General features: G+C 72.3%; 21 protein-coding genes. 7 read left to right on the forward strand and 14 right to left on the reverse strand.

Going from position 1 to position 17,884, the window contains the following annotated elements; translation table 11 throughout:
* Window positions 1–66 precede the first annotated feature (66 nt).
* Complete coding sequence (locus AB0M18_RS02570) at window positions 67–660, forward strand: Uma2 family endonuclease (protein WP_365754847.1); 594 nt, start codon at window positions 67–69, stop codon at window positions 658–660.
* On the opposite strand, the gene AB0M18_RS02575 is transcribed toward AB0M18_RS02570, so the two are convergent.
* Complete coding sequence (locus AB0M18_RS02575; RefSeq protein ID WP_365754848.1) at window positions 626–1,174, reverse strand: hypothetical protein; 549 nt, start codon at window positions 1,172–1,174, stop codon at window positions 626–628. The two genes, AB0M18_RS02570 and AB0M18_RS02575, sit on opposite strands and share 35 nt — an antisense overlap.
* Window positions 1,175–1,248: 74 nt before the next feature.
* Between AB0M18_RS02575 and AB0M18_RS02580 the strand changes: the two genes are divergently transcribed.
* Window positions 1,249–1,536: an STAS domain-containing protein gene (locus AB0M18_RS02580; RefSeq protein ID WP_365754850.1), complete on the forward strand. Its 288-nt coding sequence runs from the start codon at window positions 1,249–1,251 to the stop codon at window positions 1,534–1,536.
* 1 nt (window position 1,537) lies between these two features.
* Here the strand turns inward: AB0M18_RS02580 and AB0M18_RS02585 are convergent, their stop codons facing one another.
* The 3 genes from AB0M18_RS02585 to AB0M18_RS02595 form a co-directional block, all read right to left on the reverse strand.
* Complete coding sequence (locus AB0M18_RS02585; protein ID WP_365754852.1) at window positions 1,538–2,512, reverse strand: sigma-70 family RNA polymerase sigma factor; 975 nt, start codon at window positions 2,510–2,512, stop codon at window positions 1,538–1,540.
* 114 nt (window positions 2,513–2,626) lie between these two features.
* Window positions 2,627–3,337: a L,D-transpeptidase gene (locus tag AB0M18_RS02590; protein WP_365754854.1), complete on the reverse strand. Its 711-nt coding sequence runs from the start codon at window positions 3,335–3,337 to the stop codon at window positions 2,627–2,629.
* An 88-nt stretch (window positions 3,338–3,425) separates the two neighbouring features.
* On the reverse strand, window positions 3,426–4,706 hold the full coding sequence (locus AB0M18_RS02595) for an MFS transporter (RefSeq protein WP_365754856.1): 1,281 nt from the start codon (window positions 4,704–4,706) through the stop codon (window positions 3,426–3,428).
* A gap of 62 nt (window positions 4,707–4,768) precedes the next feature.
* Here AB0M18_RS02595 and AB0M18_RS02600 point away from each other — a divergent pair, with 62 nt between their 5' ends.
* On the forward strand, window positions 4,769–5,722 hold the full coding sequence (locus AB0M18_RS02600; RefSeq protein WP_365754857.1) for a LysR family transcriptional regulator: 954 nt from the start codon (window positions 4,769–4,771) through the stop codon (window positions 5,720–5,722).
* A 40-nt stretch (window positions 5,723–5,762) separates the two neighbouring features.
* Here the strand turns inward: AB0M18_RS02600 and AB0M18_RS02605 are convergent, their stop codons facing one another.
* Window positions 5,763–6,542, reverse strand: coding sequence for an alpha/beta hydrolase (locus AB0M18_RS02605; RefSeq protein ID WP_365754858.1), 780 nt, complete (start codon window positions 6,540–6,542; stop codon window positions 5,763–5,765).
* A gap of 88 nt (window positions 6,543–6,630) precedes the next feature.
* Window positions 6,631–7,431 (reverse strand): GNAT family N-acetyltransferase, encoded by an 801-nt coding sequence (locus tag AB0M18_RS02610; protein ID WP_365754860.1) that lies wholly within the window; start codon window positions 7,429–7,431, stop codon window positions 6,631–6,633.
* Window positions 7,432–7,518: 87 nt separating this feature from the next.
* On the opposite strand from AB0M18_RS02610, the gene AB0M18_RS02615 reads away from it, so the two are divergent.
* Together AB0M18_RS02615 and AB0M18_RS02620 are read left to right on the forward strand one after the other, a co-directional pair.
* On the forward strand, window positions 7,519–8,673 hold the full coding sequence (locus AB0M18_RS02615) for an adenosine deaminase (RefSeq protein WP_365754861.1): 1,155 nt from the start codon (window positions 7,519–7,521) through the stop codon (window positions 8,671–8,673).
* A 182-nt stretch (window positions 8,674–8,855) separates the two neighbouring features.
* Entirely contained in the window at window positions 8,856–9,281 is a 426-nt protein-coding gene (locus tag AB0M18_RS02620; protein ID WP_365754863.1) for a hypothetical protein, read from the forward strand.
* A gap of 111 nt (window positions 9,282–9,392) precedes the next feature.
* Here the strand turns inward: AB0M18_RS02620 and AB0M18_RS02625 are convergent, their stop codons facing one another.
* From AB0M18_RS02625 to afsQ1, 5 genes are all read right to left on the reverse strand, one after another.
* Window positions 9,393–9,593, reverse strand: a complete 201-nt coding sequence (locus AB0M18_RS02625; protein WP_365754865.1) for a PspC domain-containing protein — start codon at window positions 9,591–9,593, stop codon at window positions 9,393–9,395.
* 106 nt (window positions 9,594–9,699) lie between these two features.
* Window positions 9,700–10,254 carry a VanZ family protein gene (locus AB0M18_RS02630; RefSeq protein ID WP_365754866.1) on the reverse strand — a complete coding sequence of 185 codons (555 nt, stop codon included), beginning with the start codon at window positions 10,252–10,254 and terminating at the stop codon, window positions 9,700–9,702.
* A 152-nt stretch (window positions 10,255–10,406) separates the two neighbouring features.
* Window positions 10,407–11,045, reverse strand: a complete 639-nt coding sequence (locus AB0M18_RS02635) for a hypothetical protein (RefSeq protein WP_365754868.1) — start codon at window positions 11,043–11,045, stop codon at window positions 10,407–10,409.
* A complete protein-coding gene (locus AB0M18_RS02640; RefSeq protein WP_365754870.1) occupies window positions 11,042–12,550 on the reverse strand; it encodes a HAMP domain-containing sensor histidine kinase in 1,509 nt (502 codons plus the stop codon). The genes AB0M18_RS02635 and AB0M18_RS02640 overlap by 4 nt, the downstream gene beginning before the upstream one ends.
* Entirely contained in the window at window positions 12,547–13,224 is a 678-nt protein-coding gene (gene afsQ1 / locus AB0M18_RS02645; RefSeq protein WP_265869013.1) for a two-component system response regulator AfsQ1, read from the reverse strand. Before afsQ1 ends, AB0M18_RS02640 begins: the two co-directional genes overlap by 4 nt.
* A gap of 242 nt (window positions 13,225–13,466) precedes the next feature.
* Here afsQ1 and AB0M18_RS02650 point away from each other — a divergent pair, with 242 nt between their 5' ends.
* Complete coding sequence (locus AB0M18_RS02650; protein WP_365754872.1) at window positions 13,467–14,186, forward strand: SigE family RNA polymerase sigma factor; 720 nt, start codon at window positions 13,467–13,469, stop codon at window positions 14,184–14,186.
* 162 nt (window positions 14,187–14,348) lie between these two features.
* Here the strand turns inward: AB0M18_RS02650 and AB0M18_RS02655 are convergent, their stop codons facing one another.
* Window positions 14,349–15,044 carry a uridine kinase gene (locus AB0M18_RS02655; protein WP_365754874.1) on the reverse strand — a complete coding sequence of 232 codons (696 nt, stop codon included), beginning with the start codon at window positions 15,042–15,044 and terminating at the stop codon, window positions 14,349–14,351.
* Between the two features lie 56 nt (window positions 15,045–15,100).
* Here AB0M18_RS02655 and AB0M18_RS02660 point away from each other — a divergent pair, with 56 nt between their 5' ends.
* Complete coding sequence (locus tag AB0M18_RS02660; RefSeq protein ID WP_365754876.1) at window positions 15,101–15,493, forward strand: hypothetical protein; 393 nt, start codon at window positions 15,101–15,103, stop codon at window positions 15,491–15,493.
* 56 nt (window positions 15,494–15,549) lie between these two features.
* Here the strand turns inward: AB0M18_RS02660 and AB0M18_RS02665 are convergent, their stop codons facing one another.
* Both AB0M18_RS02665 and AB0M18_RS02670 read right to left on the reverse strand, forming a co-directional pair.
* Window positions 15,550–16,443 carry an aldehyde dehydrogenase family protein gene (locus AB0M18_RS02665; protein ID WP_365754878.1) on the reverse strand — a complete coding sequence of 298 codons (894 nt, stop codon included), beginning with the start codon at window positions 16,441–16,443 and terminating at the stop codon, window positions 15,550–15,552.
* The gene (locus AB0M18_RS02670) at window positions 16,436–17,881 is read right to left on the reverse strand and encodes an aldehyde dehydrogenase family protein (protein WP_365754880.1); all 1,446 of its coding nucleotides are present in this window, start codon (window positions 17,879–17,881) and stop codon (window positions 16,436–16,438) included. The genes AB0M18_RS02665 and AB0M18_RS02670 overlap by 8 nt, the downstream gene beginning before the upstream one ends.
* Between the last annotated feature and the right edge of the window lie 3 nt (window positions 17,882–17,884).

Here is a 17,884-nt window from a genome sequence, read left to right on the forward strand (position 1 = left end):
CCGGTGGACCTGCACCGGCCCCGTTGGGCATGCTGGGATCGGTGACGACCGATTGAGGAGCACACCATGAGCGCACTCGCCGTCGAACCGGCGCCCGAAACGGGTGGCGGTTGGGACGAACTCGTCCGGATCTGGGAGGAGACGGACGCCCCCGAGGGCTGCAGGGTGGAGATCATCGAGGGGATCGTCACCGTGGCACCACCGCCCGCCAACCAGCACAACAGCGTCGCTGCCAAGATTCATCGGCGCTTGGTCCGGGGGATTCCGGAGGACTGGAACGTCTATCAGACTCTCGGCCTCGCCATGCCTGAACGGTCGGGCCTGTACATCCCCGACCTGGTCGTTGCTGCTGAGGCAGTCGTAGATGAGGATCCTGGGCACTTCGTCCCGGCTGCGGTGGCCGAACTCGTGGTGGAGATCACCTCGAAGTGGAACGCCAACCACGACAGGGTCGTGAAGCTGCAGGGCTACGCCACCGCGGGCGTGCCGCTCTACCTGCTCATCGACCGCTGGCACTCCGGCCGCCCCACCGCCACCCTCTACGGCGAGCCGAAGAACGGCCTGTACCGCGTGCTCGATGTCGTTGAGTTCGGCGGAGAGATCCACCTCTCCGAACCCTTCGGCCTCACGATTGACACCAGCGTCTTCCCGCTCGGCTGAGCTCCCGCCACGCCTCCCGGGCGACGGCGGCGACCTCCTCGTCCGGATGCTCCAGGAACTCCCGTACCCGGGACCGCAGTTCCGGGCGCAGGTCCAGGCAGTCCAATCCCGCCTTCACGAGGACCAGGTCGCCCGTGGCGTCCGCCTCGTCCCACAGGTCGACCTGGGTCTCCTCGTCCGCCGCCGCGTAGGCGGCCGTCCACTCCTCCGTCGGGGCCGCCGCCACCTCCGCGCGCAGCCGCTCCGCCTCCTCGTCGCCGATCCGTACGGCCGCGGCGACGTCCCGCACGAACGACAGCGCGAGCACCGGTGACTCCGCGATCCGGGCCGCCACGATGCGCAGCACCGGCGGGGTGGCCGGCCAGACCGAGCCCTGGTGCAGGATCGCCGACCACAGATGGCCCTTCGCGTCCCCCAGCGGGCCCGCCAGAACCTCCGGGGTGTCCGTCGCCGTGCCGTACGCGTGGAACACCCGCGACCAGTCGTAGGCGTGCGCCATGCGGTCGTTCGTCATGCGGGCCAGCCTAGGGCGTGTCCGGCGGCGGCTGCGCACCGATGAGTTCGGGGACCGGCGCGGGTCTGGTAGGTGTGGACACCCCTCAGCCGCCGTTCGTCCTGTATGTCTCCGGCCGGATCACCCGCGCCGACGTGCCGGGTCTCTGCGCCGATCTGGAGCGCCGGCTCGTGGGGCTCGGGCCCGGTGAGGTCGTGTGCGACGTGGGGTCGCTCGGGCAGGCCGATCTCGCCGTCGTGGAGGCACTCGCCCGGCTGCGGCTCACCGCCGTGCGGCTCGGGCACACGCTGCGGTTCCGGGGGGCGGGTCGGGAGCTGCGGCTGCTCCTGACCCTCGGCGGTCTGGACGGACTGCTGTGCTGAGCTACGCCTCCAGCCGCTCCGGCAGGTCGAACAGCGGGAACCAGCGCTTGGTGTCCAGGAAGAAGTCCATCCCGCCGACCTTGCCGTCGTGCAGCTGGAGCACGATCAGCGCCCACGGCGCGAAGCCGCCCTCCGGGTCCGGGTGGTAGTGGGCGAAGGCCGGCTGGCCGTTCGCCACGGTCGGGACCAGCTTCGAGCCGCGGCACACCTCGCCGACGCCGAGCATCCAGCCCACGATGTCGTCGTGACCGCGCAGCCACAGGTCGTACGGCGGCATGGACATCGTCGCGTCCTCGTGGAGGAGCGCGGTGAGCGCCTGCATGTCGTACCCCTCGAAGGCCGCCACATAGCGCTCCAGGAGGGCCTTCTGCTCCTCGTCCAGCGGGTCCGCCGCGTCCGAGGTGGCCGGGGCGTGCTCGGCGATGGTCGCGCGGGCCCGCTGCAGCGCGCTGTTGACCGAGGCGACGGTCAGACCGAGCAGCTCGGCGACCTCGGCCGCCTTCCAGGCGAGCACCTCGCGCAGGATGAGCACCGCCCGCTGCTTCGGCGGCAGGTGCTGCAGTGCGGCCACGAAGGCGAGCCGCACCGTCTCGCGCGAGACCGCGGTCTCCGCCGGGTCCGCCACCGAGGGCAGCACCCGCCCGTCCGGCACCGGCTCCAGCCAGGTGATCTCGGGCCGCTCGTTGAGCCGGGCCTGCGCGACCGGCGTCGGGTCGGTCAGATCCATCGGCCGGGCCCGCCGGTTCCCCGCGCTCAGCGAGTCCAGGCACACGTTGGTGGCGATCCGGTACAGCCAGGACCGCAGGGAGGAACGCCCCTCGAAGGAGTCGAGCGAGCGCCAGGCGCGCACCATGGTGTCCTGCACCGCGTCCTCCGCCTCGAAGGCGGAACCGAGCATCCGGTAGCAGTAACCGGTCAGCTCCGTACGGTACTTCTCCAGGTCGTCCGACTTCACGTCGCCGGTCGTCATGGCCATCGCGTCCACCCCGCTCGCCCCTCACCGGCGCCCGTTCGACGCCGATGAGGGGAAGCTATCGCAGCCCACCGACAGCCGGGACCGGTTCCGGCCGGACCGGTCGCCGGCCGACCGTCAGGTGCCCGGCTTCCGCCCGTACACGAACACGTCGTCACCGTTCCTGAGCAGGTTCCAGTACGCCTTCGCGTCGGCCGGCCGCATGTTGACGCAGCCGCCCGAACCCGGCGGGTTCCACATGGACTTGGTGGTCGAGTGGAAGGCCTGCCCGCCGTCGAAGAACTGCGAGTACGGCATCGAGACGTGGTAGAGCGTCGACCAGTGGTTGATGTTGCGCCAGTAGATCTTCTTGGCGCCGGTACGGGTCTCGGTCCCGTCCTTGCCGGTGCGCACCGGCACCGGGCCGTACTTCAGCCGGGCGCCGTCCTGGATCCAGCTGAGCTGGCGGGTCAGGTCGACGCAGGCGATCCGGCCCTTGTTCGTCGGACACCTGCGGTCCTTGTTGGGATTGGTCCCGGCCGCCTTCTGCGCCAGCATCGTCGACATGGTGCGCCAGGTGATCACCCCGGCGTACCCGGCGCTCGGCGTGATCCCGTGCTTGGCCTGGAAGGCCTGGATCGCCCGGCAGTCGGCGAGCGACTGGCGCCCGTCGACCGTCCGGCCGAGGAACTTCTCCACCTGCTTCTGGTACGGGCCGGTCGTCGTGTTGCAGTACGACGCCGCCTGCGCCGGGGCGGCGCCCAGGGCCACCGTCATCGGCACCACCAGGGACGTCACCGCGAGGCCGATGCCGGCTCTCCTCCGCCCCGTGCTTCCCATCGTCTTCATGATCGTCAACTCCCCCTAGAGTCCTGTCAGTCAAGACGACCGAGGGGGCCCGACGGTTGCGGTGCCGCATCCGGCCGATCGCGGACTGTCAGGCCGTCGCGAGGTGCTCGCGCCGCGCCGCGACGCGCGCGCTGTGCGTCCCGTACAGCGTGATCGAGACGACGCCGAGCACCGCCACCAGACCGATCACGACCGTGCCGGCCCAGCCGCCCGCGTGGAAGGCGACCGCGCCGAGCGTGCCGCCCGCGCTGCTGCCCAGGTAGTACGCGGACTGGTAGAGCGCCGAGGCCTGCGCGCGGCCCGTCTGGGCGGTCCGGCTCACCGAGGACGAGGCGACCGCGTGGCCGGCGAAGAAGCCCGCCGTGATGAGGACCAGGCCCGCCAGGACGGCCGGCAGCGCGTCGGCGAGGGACAGTAGCAGACCGGCCGCCGTGGTCGACACGGCGAGGTACAGCGCCCCGCGCCGGCCGAGCCGCCCGACCAGCCGGCCGGCCGCGGCCGAGGAGACCGTACCGACCAGGTAGACCAGGAAGACCGAGCCGACCACACCCTGCGGGAGCGAGAACGGGGCCTCGACGAGCCGGTAGCCGATCACCGTGTAGACCGCGCCGAACACCGTCATGAACAGCGCGCCGATCGCGTACAGGCGCACGAGCAGCGGGTCCGCGAGGTGCCCGCGCACGGTCTTCGCCAGCGCCTTCGGGTTCAGCGTCCCGGGCGCGAAGTGCCGGGCCTTCGGCAGCAGCGCCCGGAAGGCGAGCGCGCACACCGCCGCCATCAGACCGACCGCCGCCAGACCGGCCCTCCAGCCCCACAGCTGGGCGACCCAGCCGGTGACGATGCGGCCGCTCATGCCGCCGATGGAGTTGCCCGCCACGAACAGGCCGATCGCGGCGATCAGCGCCTTCGGCCGTACCTCCTCGGCCAGGAAGGCCATCGCCGAGGCCGGTACGCCGGCGAGCGCCGCGCCCTGGACGGCGCGCAGCGCGACCAGGGTCTCCAGGTTCGGCGCGAGCGGGACGAGCAGGCCGACCGCGACGGCGACCGCGAGGGAGACGGTCATCATCGAGCGGCGGCCGTAGCGCTCGGACAGCGCGCTGAGGGGGAGCACACACAGGGCGAGCGCGCCGGTCGCGGCGGAGACCGTCCAGGAGGCCGCCGACGCCGTGGCGCCGAACGCGGCCGAGACCGCCGGGAGCAGGGCCTGGGTGGAGTAGAGGAGGGCGAAGGCGGCCACTCCGGCGGCGAACAGCGCGAGGCTGAGCCGACGGAACTCCAGCTGGCCGGGGGAGAGGCGGGTGTCTTCGGTGGCAAGGCTTGCGTCGGCGACCGCGCGGGTGGCGGCCGCCTTGGTACTGGCGGAAGGCATGTCTCGAACGTAGGCCGCCCGGTTTCATGCGTCCAATGCACGGAACTGCTGTAATCGTTCCCATGGCGCATGAGTACAGGTCACAGCATCGGCTGTCATCGAACAGTAACGAAGAAGACATGGGACTGCTGCTCGCGCCCCGGCTCGCGTACTTCGCCGCCGTGGCCCGGCACGAGCACGTGACCAGGGCCGCGGCCGAGATGGGCGTGCCGCAGTCGACGCTCTCGCGGGCCATGGTCCGGCTCGAAGAGGACCTCGGCGTCGCGCTGTTCGCCCGCCGCGGGCGCACGGTCTCGCTCACCCCGGCCGGCCGCCGCTTCCTCACCGCCGCCGACCGCGCCCTCGCCGAGGTCGAGCGGGCCGCCGACACCGTACGGGCGGACGCCGACCCCACCGCCGGCCGGGTCGCCTTCGGCTTCCTGCACACCATGGGCTCCGAGACCGTGCCCGGCCTCATCCGGGCCTTCCGGGTCGACCACCCCAAGGTCCGCTTCACCCTGGTGCAGAACTACGGCGAGGCGATGATCGAACGGCTCCGGGCCGGCGACCTCGACCTCTGCCTCACCTCGCCGGTGCCCGACGCCCCCGACCTGGTCGCCCGCCGCCTCGACGAGCAGCGGCTGCGGCTCGTCGTCCCCGACGACCACCGGCTCGCGACCCGCAAGCGGATCCGGCTCGCCGAGGCCGCCGACGAGACCTTCGTGACCCTCGAACCGGGCTACGGCCTGCGCCGCATCACCGACGACCTGTGCGCCCGGGCCGGCTTCACCCCGCGCGTCGCCTTCGAGGGCGAGGAGGCGGAGACCCTGCGCGGCCTGGTCGCGGCGGGCCTCGGCGTCGCCCTCCTCCCGCCACCGGCCGTCGCCCGCCCGGGCGTCGTCGAGCTCGGCGTCACCTCCCCGCGCGCGGCCCGCGAGATCGGCGTGGCCTGGCTGGACGGCCACCCCGACACCCCGCCGGTCGCCGCCTTCAAGAAGTTCCTGCTGAGCAAGCGGGGGAGCCTGTTGCCCGAGTGACGGCCGTGACGGCCGGGCGCCCTGGAACGGGCCCGGAGGCCTACCGTACGGACCGGCCCGTGCCGAAGCCCGCCGCCAGCGGCATCCGCAGGCCCAGCGGCGGCGGCGCCGCCATCGCGTCCGCGAGCGGGCGGCTCTGCGGGTGGGCGAAGAGCGCCGAGAGGACGAAGTCCGCGGCCAGTGCCTGCACTTCGTCCTGGTACTGGCGCAGCGCGTGCCCGTCCGCGTGCACCTCGAAGCGGCAGGTGTCGCGGTTGGACTTCTTGGCCCGCTCGGCGAAGCGGTAGGACAACTCGGGGTCCGTACGGGCGTCGTTGGTGCCGTGGACCAGCAGTACCCGGCGCCCCACCAGCTGCCGGACCGGCTCCGGCTCCGCCGCGCGGTCGTCCTCGGGCAGCCACGGCCCGAGCGCCAGGACCGCCGACACCGCCGGGTGCCCGCCCGCGTGCAGCGCCGCCCGCGCCCCCATCCCGCGCCCGACCAGACAGACCGGGACGTCGCCGTAGCGCCGTACCGCCTCCGCGACCGCCCACCGGGCGTCCGCCGCGAGCTGCGCGTCCGTGCCGTTCCAGCCGCGGCCCCGGTAGCGCACCACGTGCGCCACCAGACCGTCCGCCCGCCCCGCCCGCGCGAGCCGCCGTCCCAGCGGCAGCGTCGCCGCGTGTGCCCGTACCGAGGCCCGCCGCCCGGACACGGTCTCGCCGTCCGGAAGCAGCAGCACCACCCCACCGGCCTCGGTGACCGCTGCCGTCGCCGCGACGGGCCGACCGAGCCGGGGTGTCCGGGAGGTGGCCGGTCCCACAAGTGCGTTGTGCGCCATGGCAGAACAGTCTCAGAAGCCGAGGTGTACGACAGTGGTACGCGCGGTCTCTGTTACGTATCGTCCGCCGAGCGAACGGCCGCACCCACTATGTCCGTTCGAACGATGCCCGTTCGAAGCAGTGCACCTCGCCCACCGGCACGAAGCCGCGGCGCTCGTACCAGTGGCGCGGCCAGTCGTCGGCGAGGGCGGTGAGGAAGACGGTGGTGCAGCCGGCGTCGGCGGCCAGCCGCAGGGCGGTGTCCAGGACGACTCCGGCGTGCCCCTGTCCGAGATGTGTCCCGGCGGTCACCAGGTCCTCGATCTGGGCCACGCCCGTGGCCGGGTCGACATAGAGGTCGGCCCACGAGGCGACCTCGCCGAACTCGTCGTGGGAGGCGAGGAAACGTACGTCGTCGGCGCCGCGCCGACGGGCCCGGCGGCGCTCCACGAGGGTGTGCACCACCTCGTCCCCGACGTCCGGCAGGAACCGCCGCCAGCTCTCGGCCACCGGAGCGCGCAGAGCCGGCAGATCCACCTCGCGCGCGCCGCCGAGCTCCGGGACCGGGCCGGTGTGGCTCATGAGGAGGACCCTGGCGCGGGTGTAGCCGGCGGCGGTGAGCGGCCCGGCACAGGCCTGCCCGACCGCCGCGTCCGGGATGTAGACCGTGCGGTGCGCCAGATGGGCCATGAGCTCGTCGACCACGGCGGGCAGGGTCTCGGGGTCGGGCGCGCCGTCCACCAGGACGTGGTTGTTGCCGTGGGACAGTGCGTAGGCGTCGTCGAGCGCGGCGAAGCCACCGCGGAAGTCGACCGTCCGCTCGGCCTGCCGCCGGGTGAAGTCCGACAGGAAGCCCTGGATCCGGCGCAGTTCGGGGTCGGTGGCGGGCGCGTCCGAGGAAAGGGTCATACGAGCAGGCTAGGCCGACGGATTTTCCGGCGTCCGATGCGGCGCCGAAGGGGCGCGCTCTACGCGCGTAGGGGCTAGAGTGCGGCAATGACGAGCCAGATCCCCAGCACCCCCTCCGCGGACCAGATCCGCCGCGCCCCGAAGGTCCTGCTGCACGACCACCTCGACGGCGGGCTGCGCCCCGGCACGATCATCGAACTCGCCCGTGAGCAGGGCTACGACAGCCTTCCGGAGACCGAGCCGGACAAGCTCGGCATCTGGTTCCGGGAGGCCGCCGACTCCGGCTCGCTCGAGCGTTATCTGGAGACGTTCGCGCACACCTGCGCCGTCATGCAGACCCGCGAGGCCCTGTTCCGGGTCGCCGCCGAGTGCGCCGTCGACCTCGCCGAGGACGGCGTCGTCTACGCCGAGGTGCGGTACGCCCCCGAGCAGCACCTGGAGGGCGGCCTCACCCTCGAAGAGGTCGTCGAGGCGGTCAACGAGGGCTTCCGGGAGGGCGAGCGGCGGGCCCGGGCGAACGGGCACCGGATCCGGGTGGGCGCGCTGCTCACCGCGATGCGGCACGCCGCCCGCGCCCTGGAGATCGCCGAACTCGCCAACCGCTACCGCGACACCGGCGTGGTCGGCTTCGACATCGCCGGCGCCGAGGCCGGCTTCCCGCCCACCCGCCACCTCGACGCCTTCGAGTACCTCAAGCGGGAGAACAACCACTTCACCATCCACGCGGGCGAGGCCTTCGGCCTGCCCTCGATCTGGCAGGCCCTGCAGTGGTGCGGTGCCGACCGGCTCGGCCACGGCGTGCGGATCATCGACGACATCGAGGTCGCCGACGACGGCTCGGTCGCCCTGGGCCGGCTCGCCGCCTACGTCCGGGACAAGCGCATCCCGCTGGAGATGTGCCCGACCTCCAACCTGCAGACCGGCGCCGCCACCTCCTACAAGGAGCATCCCATCGGGCTGCTGCGCAAGCTGCACTTCCGCGCCACGGTCAACACCGACAACCGGCTGATGAGCGGCACCAGCATGAGCCGGGAATTCGAATTCCTGGTCGAGGCATTCGGTTACACGCTCGACGACATGCAGTGGTTCACGGTCAATGCGATGAAATCAGCGTTCATTCCTTTCGATGAACGACTCGCCATGATCAACGACGTCATCAAGCCCGGATATGCCGAACTGAAGTCCGAGTGGCTGTTCCAGCAGACCGCCACCACCAGCGAGTCTTCCGTGCAGAAGGGCTGATCGCGGGCCTCGGGGCACGGAGAACGGCGGTCGGGCGCACCACGCCCGGCCGCCGTTCGGTGTTTGCGGACGGAACGTTCGCTGGCTAGGTTGCGTAGCCACTCTGCATTCCCCGCATTCCTGTGTTTTCCGCGTTTCCTGCGTTCCCTGAAATTCCCCCGCTCCCCGAGGAAGATTTTCTGATGAAGCAGTCTGCCGCCAAGACGCTCGGTGTCGCCGCCCTCGGTGCCGCCTTCGCCGCTGTCGCCGCCGGTACGGCCTCCGCCGCCCCGGCGCTGCCGGTCGGCCCCGACGCGCTCGGCCTGGTGACCAGCACCGTGCCGCTCGGCGACGACGTCACCACGCTCCCGGCGGGGGCGGGCGAGGCCCTGGCCGGCGGCGAGACCGCCGTCGGCACCGGTGTCGAGCAGGGCGCCAACACCCTCCCGGGCGCCGTCGAGCAGGCCCAGAACCTCCCGGGCGAGGTGCAGAAGCAGGCCACCGACCTGCCGCTGCAGGGCGCCCAGAGCGGCCTCGCCGCCACCCCGCTCGGTGCGGCCGGCGGGCTGCTCGGCGGCCTCCCGGTCGGCGGCCTCGGCGGCCTGCCGCTCGGCGGCCTCGGCGTCTGAGCCGCGGGCCCCGAGAAAGGCCGCGAGCCTCGCGCTCCGTACGTACGCCGAAGGGGCGCCCACCCGGACCGGATGGGCGCCCCTTCGGCGTACGCGTACCGCTGCCGCGGCCTACCAGGCCGCGCTCGCGGTCTTCTCTCCCGGCAGCAGCACCCACAGCGCCAGATAGAGCAGGAACTGCGGGCCGGGCAGCAGGCACGAGGCCAGGAAGATCACGCGCATCGTGGTCGCGGACATCCCGAAGCGCCGGGCCAGCGCCGCGCACACTCCGCCGAGCATGCGACCTTCGCGGGGGCGGACAACAGCGGCCATGGTGGGCTCCTTCGTTTCCGGGTGCTTCCGGGTCTCGGTCGTTCGTTCCTATCGGGCCTTCCCGATGTCTCCATGGTGCCGCCGACCGCCCGGACAAAGCGTCCCTCTACGGGGCGATCCCGACCCTGGGAATCGTCGGGGTCGCCCCCTGAGAAGCGACCCTGGGGCTCCTCCCCGAGGAGGAGGCCGGGCCCGCGCCCGGAGCGGCCCCCGCGGTCCGGCCCGCGGACCGCCGCCCGCCGCGCGGACCGCGCCGCAGCCGCGTCCGCGCCGCCGGCACGAACAGCAGATGCGCGAGCGCCACGCCCGTGGTGTTCAGAAGGACCGAGTCCACGTCCACGACCTGCCCGGGCACCGCCGTCTGCAACAGCTCGATGGCCAGTGACACCAGCGCCCCGGCCGCCGTGGTCCGGGTCAGCGACGCCCACGGCGAGACCGTGAGCCGCCCGTCGCACATCGGGAGCAGCACCCCGAGCGGGGCCAGGAGCAGCAGCCCGCCGCCGATCCGCCGGAACGCCTCGACCGGCCCGAGCGCCAGATCGCCCCGGATCCCCGCCAGCGGGGTCAGATTGGGCGCGGTCACCCAGGCGACGTCGCGCGGGCGAAGCGTCACCCAGGCGACGAGCAGCAGATGCGCGAGGAGAAGGACGAACCCCACCACGCGTACGACCACGGCGACACTGCCACCGGAACTGCCCGAACCGCCCGAACCTTGACGCTGCACGCCCCCCAAGACGCGCACCCCGGCGGAATCGGTTCCGCCGCGAACGGACCAGGTGACGCAGGCGACACAACGGACCGGGACGGCCCGCGTCAGGACGAGGGCGAGGGCGAGGACGCCGCCGACGGGACCGCCGTCTCCGGGCGCTCCTTCAGGTCGGCCGTGCAGCTGTAGCGGCGCGGCTGGTACGGGCCGGGGCCGCCCAGGACGACCGAGTCGCCGCCCGAGCCGCCGGGGGCGGACTCGCCCGCCGGGCTCTCCGCGAAGGTGCACACGATCTGCGCGAGGGCCGTCGGCGGCAGGTCCTCGGGCTGGCGGCTGAGCCGCAGCGCGCCCGCCGGGTCGCCCTTGTGCGGACCGGTCACCACCAGGGGGCCCTTCACCGCCGTGGCGAACCCGGCCCGGCGCTCGTCCTCCGAGGGCTCGGTCGCCAGCTGCGTGAGCAGCGCGGAGGCGGTGCGCACGGGGTCGCCCGACGTCTTCTCCTCGGGCAGCGGCGACCGGCGCTCCACCGGCTCCAACTGCGCCCCGCACAGCAGGTACACGCGCAGCGGCACCCCGCTCTGCGTCCCGGTCTCGGAGGCCGCGCCGGGCACGCTGCACGGCACCCGGGAGGGCGCCGCGCCCGCGTCGACCGGCACCGAGGTCGTACGGATGCCACAGCCCGCGAGCAGGACGGCGCCCAGGACCAGCAGGCCCGAACGGCGCGGGAAACTCCGCAGACCTCTCAACTCTCCTCCACCTCGCCCCGGGGCAGCCGCAGCACGAACACCGCGCCGTCCACCCGGCCTTCCGCGTCCGTGGAGTTGGCGGCCGTGATCGAACCGCCGTGGATCAGCGCGTTCTCCATGGCGATGGACAGGCCGAGGCCGCTGCCGTCCGAACGCGGCCGCGAGGCGCTGGCCTTGTAGAAGCGGTCGAAGACGTGCGGCAGCACCTCCACCGGGATGCCGGGCCCGTGGTCGCGTACGGAGATCACCAGCTCCTCGCCGGAATCGGAGCCGGCCTCCGTGCCCTCGGTCCGTACCGACACGCGCACCGGCGAACCGCCGTGCTTGAGCGCGTTGCCGATCAGGTTGGCCAGGATGACGTCCAGGCGGCGCGGGTCGAGCCGGGCCACGATGCCGCGCTCGGCGTCCAGGTCGACCGCGTCCAGCCAGGCCCGGGCGTCGATGCAGGCGGTGATCTGGTCGGCGATGTCGACGTCGTCGAGGACGAGGCGCGCGGTGCCCGCGTCGAAGCGGGTCACCTCCATCAGGTTCTCCACCAGGTCGTTGAGCCGCCGGGTCTCGCTGACGACCAGGGCGACCGCGGGCGCGATCATCGGGTCGAGGCCGTCCTGCTCGTCCTCCAGGACCTCGGTCACGGCGGTCAGCGCGGTCAGCGGGGTGCGCAGCTCGTGCGACATGTCGGCGACGAAGCGGCGGCTCGCCTCCTCCCGCGCGCTCATGTCCGCGACCTTCTTCTGCAGCGATTCCGCCGCGCTGTTGAACGTCCGTGACAGATCGGCCAGTTCGTCCGCGCCGGAGACCCGGAGCCGGGTGTCGAGCTTGCCCTCGCCGAGCTGCCGGGCCGCCTCGCCGAGCCGGTGCACCGGACGGAGCACGGTGGTCGCCGCGACCTGCGCGAGCAGCACCGAGCCGATCACGGCGAGGCCGGTGGCGATGCCGAGCGACCAGGACAGCGAGTTGAGGTCGGCCTTCTCCGCGGCGAGCGACTTGAACATGTAGCCGGTCGGCCCGCCGCCGTCGATCTTCGTCCCGCCCACCAGATACGGCGTGGAGCCGCGCTGGGTGCGCTGCCACACCAGGTGGTAGCGGTACGGGTTGGCGTCCGTCACAGCCCGCTCGGTCGACGCGGCGGTACGCAGCGACAGCGGCACGTCCGCGAGCGTGAAGCGGTCCGGGTCGGAGGCGCCGACGATCGGCTTGCCGGCCGCCCGCTCGCCGATGAGCAGCACGCTGTAGCCGGCGCTGCCGCCCGCCATCTGCTCGGCGGTGCGCCGCAGCTCCTCCTGGGTGGGCCGCAGCGGCAGCGTCGCCGCCCGGTTCTGCATCTCCTGCCGGAAGTCGTTGAGCGCCGCGTCCTGGGTGCGCTTGAGCACGGCCTCGCGGTTGAGCCAGTACGCGATGCCGGAGGCGGACACGGCCGCGGTGAGCGCGACCAGGGCGAAGACGACGACGAGTCGGAGCCGCAGACTGGTGAAGCGGAGCGCCGTGATGATCCCCTTGCTCACGCAGGGACGTCCAGCCGGTAGCCCACGCCCCGCACGGTGCGGATCAGGGTCGGCGAGGACGGCACGTCCTCCACCTTGGCGCGCAGCCGCTGCACACAGGCGTCGACGAGACGCGAGTCGCCCAGGTAGTCGTGTTCCCAGACGAGCCGCAGCAGCTGCTGGCGCGACAGGGCCTGGCCGGGCCGCCGGCTGAGCTCCAGGAGCAGCCGCAGCTCGGTCGGGGTGAGCTGCAGGTCCTCCCCGTTCTTCGTCACGGTCATCGCGGAGCGGTCGATCACCAGCGAGCCGAAGGTGGCCGAGTCGGTGGCCTCCCGCTCGCCGCGCCGCAGCACCGCGCGGATCCGGGCGTCCAGCACCCGGCCCTGCACGGGCTTCACCACGTAGTCGTCGGCACCGGACTCCAGGCCCACGACCACGTCGATGTCGTCGCTGCGGGCCGTCAGCAGGATGATCGGCAACTGGTCCGTGCGCCGGATGCGCCGGCACACCTCGAAACCGTCGATGCCGGGCAGCATCACGTCCAGCACGACCAGGTCCGGCCGCTGTTCCTTCAACAGCTTCAGGCCGTCCTCGCCCGTCGCCGCGGTGGCCACACGGTGGCCCTGGCGTGACAGGGAGAGTTCGAGGGCCGTGCGGATGGCGTCGTCGTCCTCGATCAGCAACAGGAAAGGCACGGCCTCATTCTGTCCCATGCGGCCGTCCGAGTTCGACCGTCCGGTCACGCCTCCCTTTCGCCCGTGCGATCAGCCGTCCGGTCCGCCGTCCGGTCCGCCGTCCGGTCGACCGTCCAGTCACGTCTCCGTACCGCCCGGGCCTGTGACACGCCTGTGACAGTCGGCGGACACCGCCATGAAGTGGGCCGGGCAAGCTTTTCGACATCAAGGACCTACGGATTCCGACCGACGGGGGGCGCGAGATGAACGCACTGCACAGCACCACCTCCAGCGCAGTTGTCACGCGTCTCCACGACGTCACGCGGAACACCGAGAAGTCCGGCGTAGCGGGCGGGCGGGGGTGCGCTCGCAGCGTCGGGCGTCAGTACAAGGCGCCGTACATGGTCGCCGTGACTGACGGGGGAGCGGCGTACGGGGAGGTCACGGGGGAGCGTTCCTGCTCGGAGGCCGAGTTCACGGCCTACGTGCAGGAGCGCCGGGCCTCCCTGTACGCCACCGCCTACCACCTGACCGGTGACCGCTTCGAGGCCGAGGACCTGCTCCAGAGCGCGCTGTTCTCCACGTACCGCGCCTGGGACCGGATCAGCGACAAGGCCGCGGTCGGCGGCTACCTGCGCCGCACGATGACCAACCTGCACATCAGCGCCTGGCGCCGGCGCAAGCTCAACGAGTACCCGACCGAGGAGCTCCCGGAGACGGTGGGCGAGACGGACGCGATGCGCGGCACCGAGCTGCGCGCCGTCCTGTGGCAGGCCCTGGCCCGGCTGCCCGAGCTGCAGCGCACGATGCTGGTGCTGCGCTACTACGAGGGCCGGACCGACCCGGAGATCGCGGAGATCCTGGACATCAGTGTCGGCACGGTGAAGTCGAGCATCTGGCGCTCGCTGCGGCGACTGCGCGAGGACGAGGTGCTGAGCTTCGGCCGTGACGAGGAGGAGTCCTTCGGCGAGCTCGTCGCCTGAGGGCACACGGGGGGAGTACGGGGGACGCACGGGGGAGCAACACGGGGGACCGTACGGGGGTACGGGGAAAACGGCGCGGGTCGGACAAGCGGGGGTCTTGTCCGGGCCGCGCCTTCCGTGTGTACGGCTCCGAGCCGCCCGTACGGGCCGTACGGGCAGGTTCTAGCGGGAGGCGGGCACCCGGCAGCGGCCGGCCGCTGCGGCGGCGAGCCGGCCGAGGGCCTCGTCCTTGGCGCACGGGTGGGCGCCCAGGGCGGTCTGGCGGGCCACGATCGCGCGCTCGGCGCGCATCAGGCGCCAGCCGCGGCGCAGCAGGAAGGGCACGGACTTGCGGCCCTCCTTGAGGTCCCGCAGCAGCCGGCGGCGGAAGGTCGTCGAGGGCCGGCCGCGCAGGCACAGCGCGTCGGCGAGCACGCCGAGCTCGCGGCAGCGCTCCACGATCTCGGCGGCGAAGATGCCCTCCGCCACGAACAGCGGGGTGCGCTCGATGTCGAGGGCCTCGTGGTCGACCCGGGAGCTGGTGGCGATGTCGTACACGGGCACGTCGGTCCGTCCCGTACGGCACAGCTGGACGATCGCGGCGACGGCGACGTCCGCGTCCCAGGAGAGCGGGGAGTCCCAGTCGATGTCGGAGCTGCCCTCGACCAGCGGCAGGGAAGGGTCGTCGCCCTCTTTGTAGAAGTCGTCGAGGCGCAGGACCGGAAGGCCGGTGCGGGCGGCGAGGGACGACTTGCCGGAGCCGGAGGGGCCCGCGAGCAGGACGACCCGGGTCGGGATCGGTTGGGAACTCACGGGACACCAGTGTGAACCATTCCCCCCATCAGGGGACCCCCGAGGTGACCCGTTGGTATCGAGCATCACACCTCTACTACTGTCGGTGCCCGCTCGACCACCCTCCGGAAGGAACTCCCCCCATGGCGAGTCACGCCGCTCCCCGAACCTCCCGACGCAGCGCCCTCTTGAAGGCCGGACTCACCGTCACGGCGGCCGGCGCCGCCCTGCTCGGCGCGGGCGCCGCGGCCCAGGCCGCCGAAGGGATCGGCGTGCCGCTCCCGCTGGACACGCTGACCCAGACCGACGGCGCCGCCGCCCTGGAGGGCGTCGGCCACGGTGTGGCCCCGCTGACCAAGCTCCAGATCGACCCGCTGGCCAACACCGGTGTGGACCCGCTGGACAACGGACTCGGCACCCAGGTCGCCGACTTCAAGCCGGTCGGCACCACCATGGCGACCGACCTCGTCACACAGGGCGGCGCGCTCGCCGACCTGCCGGTGGCGGGGCCGCTGACGCAGAGCCTGCTGCCGTAGCGGTACGACGAGGAGGCACCGACCGTACGCACGGTCGGGGCCTCCTCGTATGCGACCTAGTACGCGGAGCCGCTCGCGCCCAGCGAACCCGTCGGGTGCCAGACGGTCTTCGTCTCCAGGAACGCGGTCATGCGGTCCGTGCCCGGGGACTCGGTGAAGTCCTCGGTGCGCGGGCGCAGCACGCGCTTGAGGTTGTCCGCGGCGGCGATCTCCAGGTCGCGGGCCAGGTCGGCGTCCGCGCCCGTGAGGTCGATGGCGTTGACGTCGAGGTGGGCCGCGAGGTGCGGGCCCATCTCGGCGGCCTTGCCGGACAGGATGTTGACGACGCCGCCCGGCAGGTCGGAGGTGGCGAGCACCTCGCCCAGGGAGAGCGCGGGAAGCGGGGACTTCTCGCTCGCGATGACGACGGCCGTGTTGCCGGTGGCGATGACCGGGGCGATCACCGAGACCAGGCCCAGGAAGGTCGACTCCTGGGGCGCGAGCACGGTGACGACACCGGTCGGCTCCGGGGTGGACAGGTTGAAGTACGGGCCCGCCACCGGGTTGGCGCCGCCGACGACCTGGGCGATCTTGTCGGTCCAGCCCGCGTACCAGACCCAGCGGTCGATCGCGGCGTCGACGACCGCGGCCGCCTTCGACTTCGACAGGCCCTCGGCCTCGCCGACCTCGCGCACGAACTGGTCGCGGCGGCCCTCCAGCATCTCGGCGACGCGGTAGAGGATCTGGCCGCGGTTGTACGCCGTCGCGCCCGCCCAGCCGCCGAAGGCCTTGCGGGCCGCCACGACGGCGTCACGGGCGTCCTTGCGGGAGGAGAGCGGGGCGTTCGCCAGCCACTTGCCCTTCGTGTCCGTCACCTCGTACACCCGGCCGCTCTCGGAACGCGGGAACTTCCCGCCCACGTACAGCTTGTAGGTCTTGAAGACGCCAAGACGGGTCTGACTGTCAGACATCGAGGTAGGCCTCCAGACCGTGACGGCCGCCCTCGCGGCCGAAGCCCGACTCCTTGTAGCCGCCGAACGGCGAGGTCGGGTCGAACTTGTTGAACGTGTTGGCCCAGACGACACCGGCCCGGAGCTTGTTGGCGACCGCGAGGATGCGGGAGCCCTTCTCCGTCCAGATGCCCGCCGACAGGCCGTACTGGCTGTTGTTGGCCTTGGCGACGGCCTCGTCCGGCGTACGGAACGTCAGCACCGACAGGACCGGGCCGAAGATCTCGTCGCGGGCCACGGTGTGCGCCTGGGTGACGTTCGTGAAGAGCGTCGGGGCGAACCAGTAGCCGGACGACGGGATCTCGCACGCGGCGGTCCAGCGCTCGGCGCCCTCGGCCTCACCGGTCTCGACGAGCGAGGTGATCCGGGCCAGCTGCTCCTCGGAGTTGATGGCGCCGATGTCGGTGTTCTTGTCGAGCGGGTCGCCCAGGCGCAGCGTGGAGAGGCGGCGCTTGAGCGAGTCGAGCAGCTCGTCGTGGATCGACTCCTGGACCAGGAGGCGGGAGCCCGCGCAGCAGACCTGGCCCTGGTTGAAGAAGATGCCGTTGACGATGCCCTCGACGGCCTGGTCGATGGGGGCGTCGTCGAAGACGATGTTGGCGCCCTTGCCGCCCAGCTCCAGGGTGAGCTTCTTGCCGGTGCCGGCCACGGACTTCGCGATGGAGCGGCCCACGGCGGTCGAGCCGGTGAACGCGACCTTGTTCACGTCCGGGTGCTCGACGAGCGCGGCGCCCGCGTCCCCGTAACCCGGGAGGATGTTGACGACACCCTTCGGGAGCCCGGCCTGGCGGCAGATGTCCGCGAAGAACAGGGCGGAGAGGGGGGTGGTCTCGGCGGGCTTGAGGACCACCGTGTTGCCGGTGGCGAGCGCCGGGGCGATCTTCCACGCGAGCATGAGCAGCGGGAAGTTCCACGGGATGACCTGGCCGGCCACGCCGAGGGGGCGCGGGTTCGCGCCGTAGCCGGCGTGGTCGAGCTTGTCGGCCCAGCCCGCGTAGTAGAAGAAGTGCGCGGCGACCAGCGGGAGGTCCGCGTCGCGGGTCTCCTTGATCGGCTTGCCGTTGTCCAGGGTCTCCAGGACGGCCAGCTCACGGCTGCGCTCCTGGATGATCCGGGCGATCCGGAAGAGGTACTTGGCGCGCTCGGCGCCGGGCAGCGCCGACCACTTCTCGAAGGCCTTGCGGGCGGCCCTCACCGCGCGGTCCACGTCCTCGGCGCCCGCCTGGGCGATCTCGGAGAGGACCTCCTCGGTGGAGGGGGAGACGGTCTTGAAGACCTTGCCGTCGGCCGCGTCGACGAACTCGCCGTCGATGAAGAGGCCGTAGGAGGGGGCGATGTCGACGACGGACCGGGACTCGGGCGCCGGTGCGTACTCGAACGGGGAGGAGGGGGAGGTCATGAT

It is taken from the genome of Streptomyces sp. NPDC051909 (assembly GCF_040681095.1).
Lineage (GTDB): Bacteria > Actinomycetota > Actinomycetes > Streptomycetales > Streptomycetaceae > Streptomyces.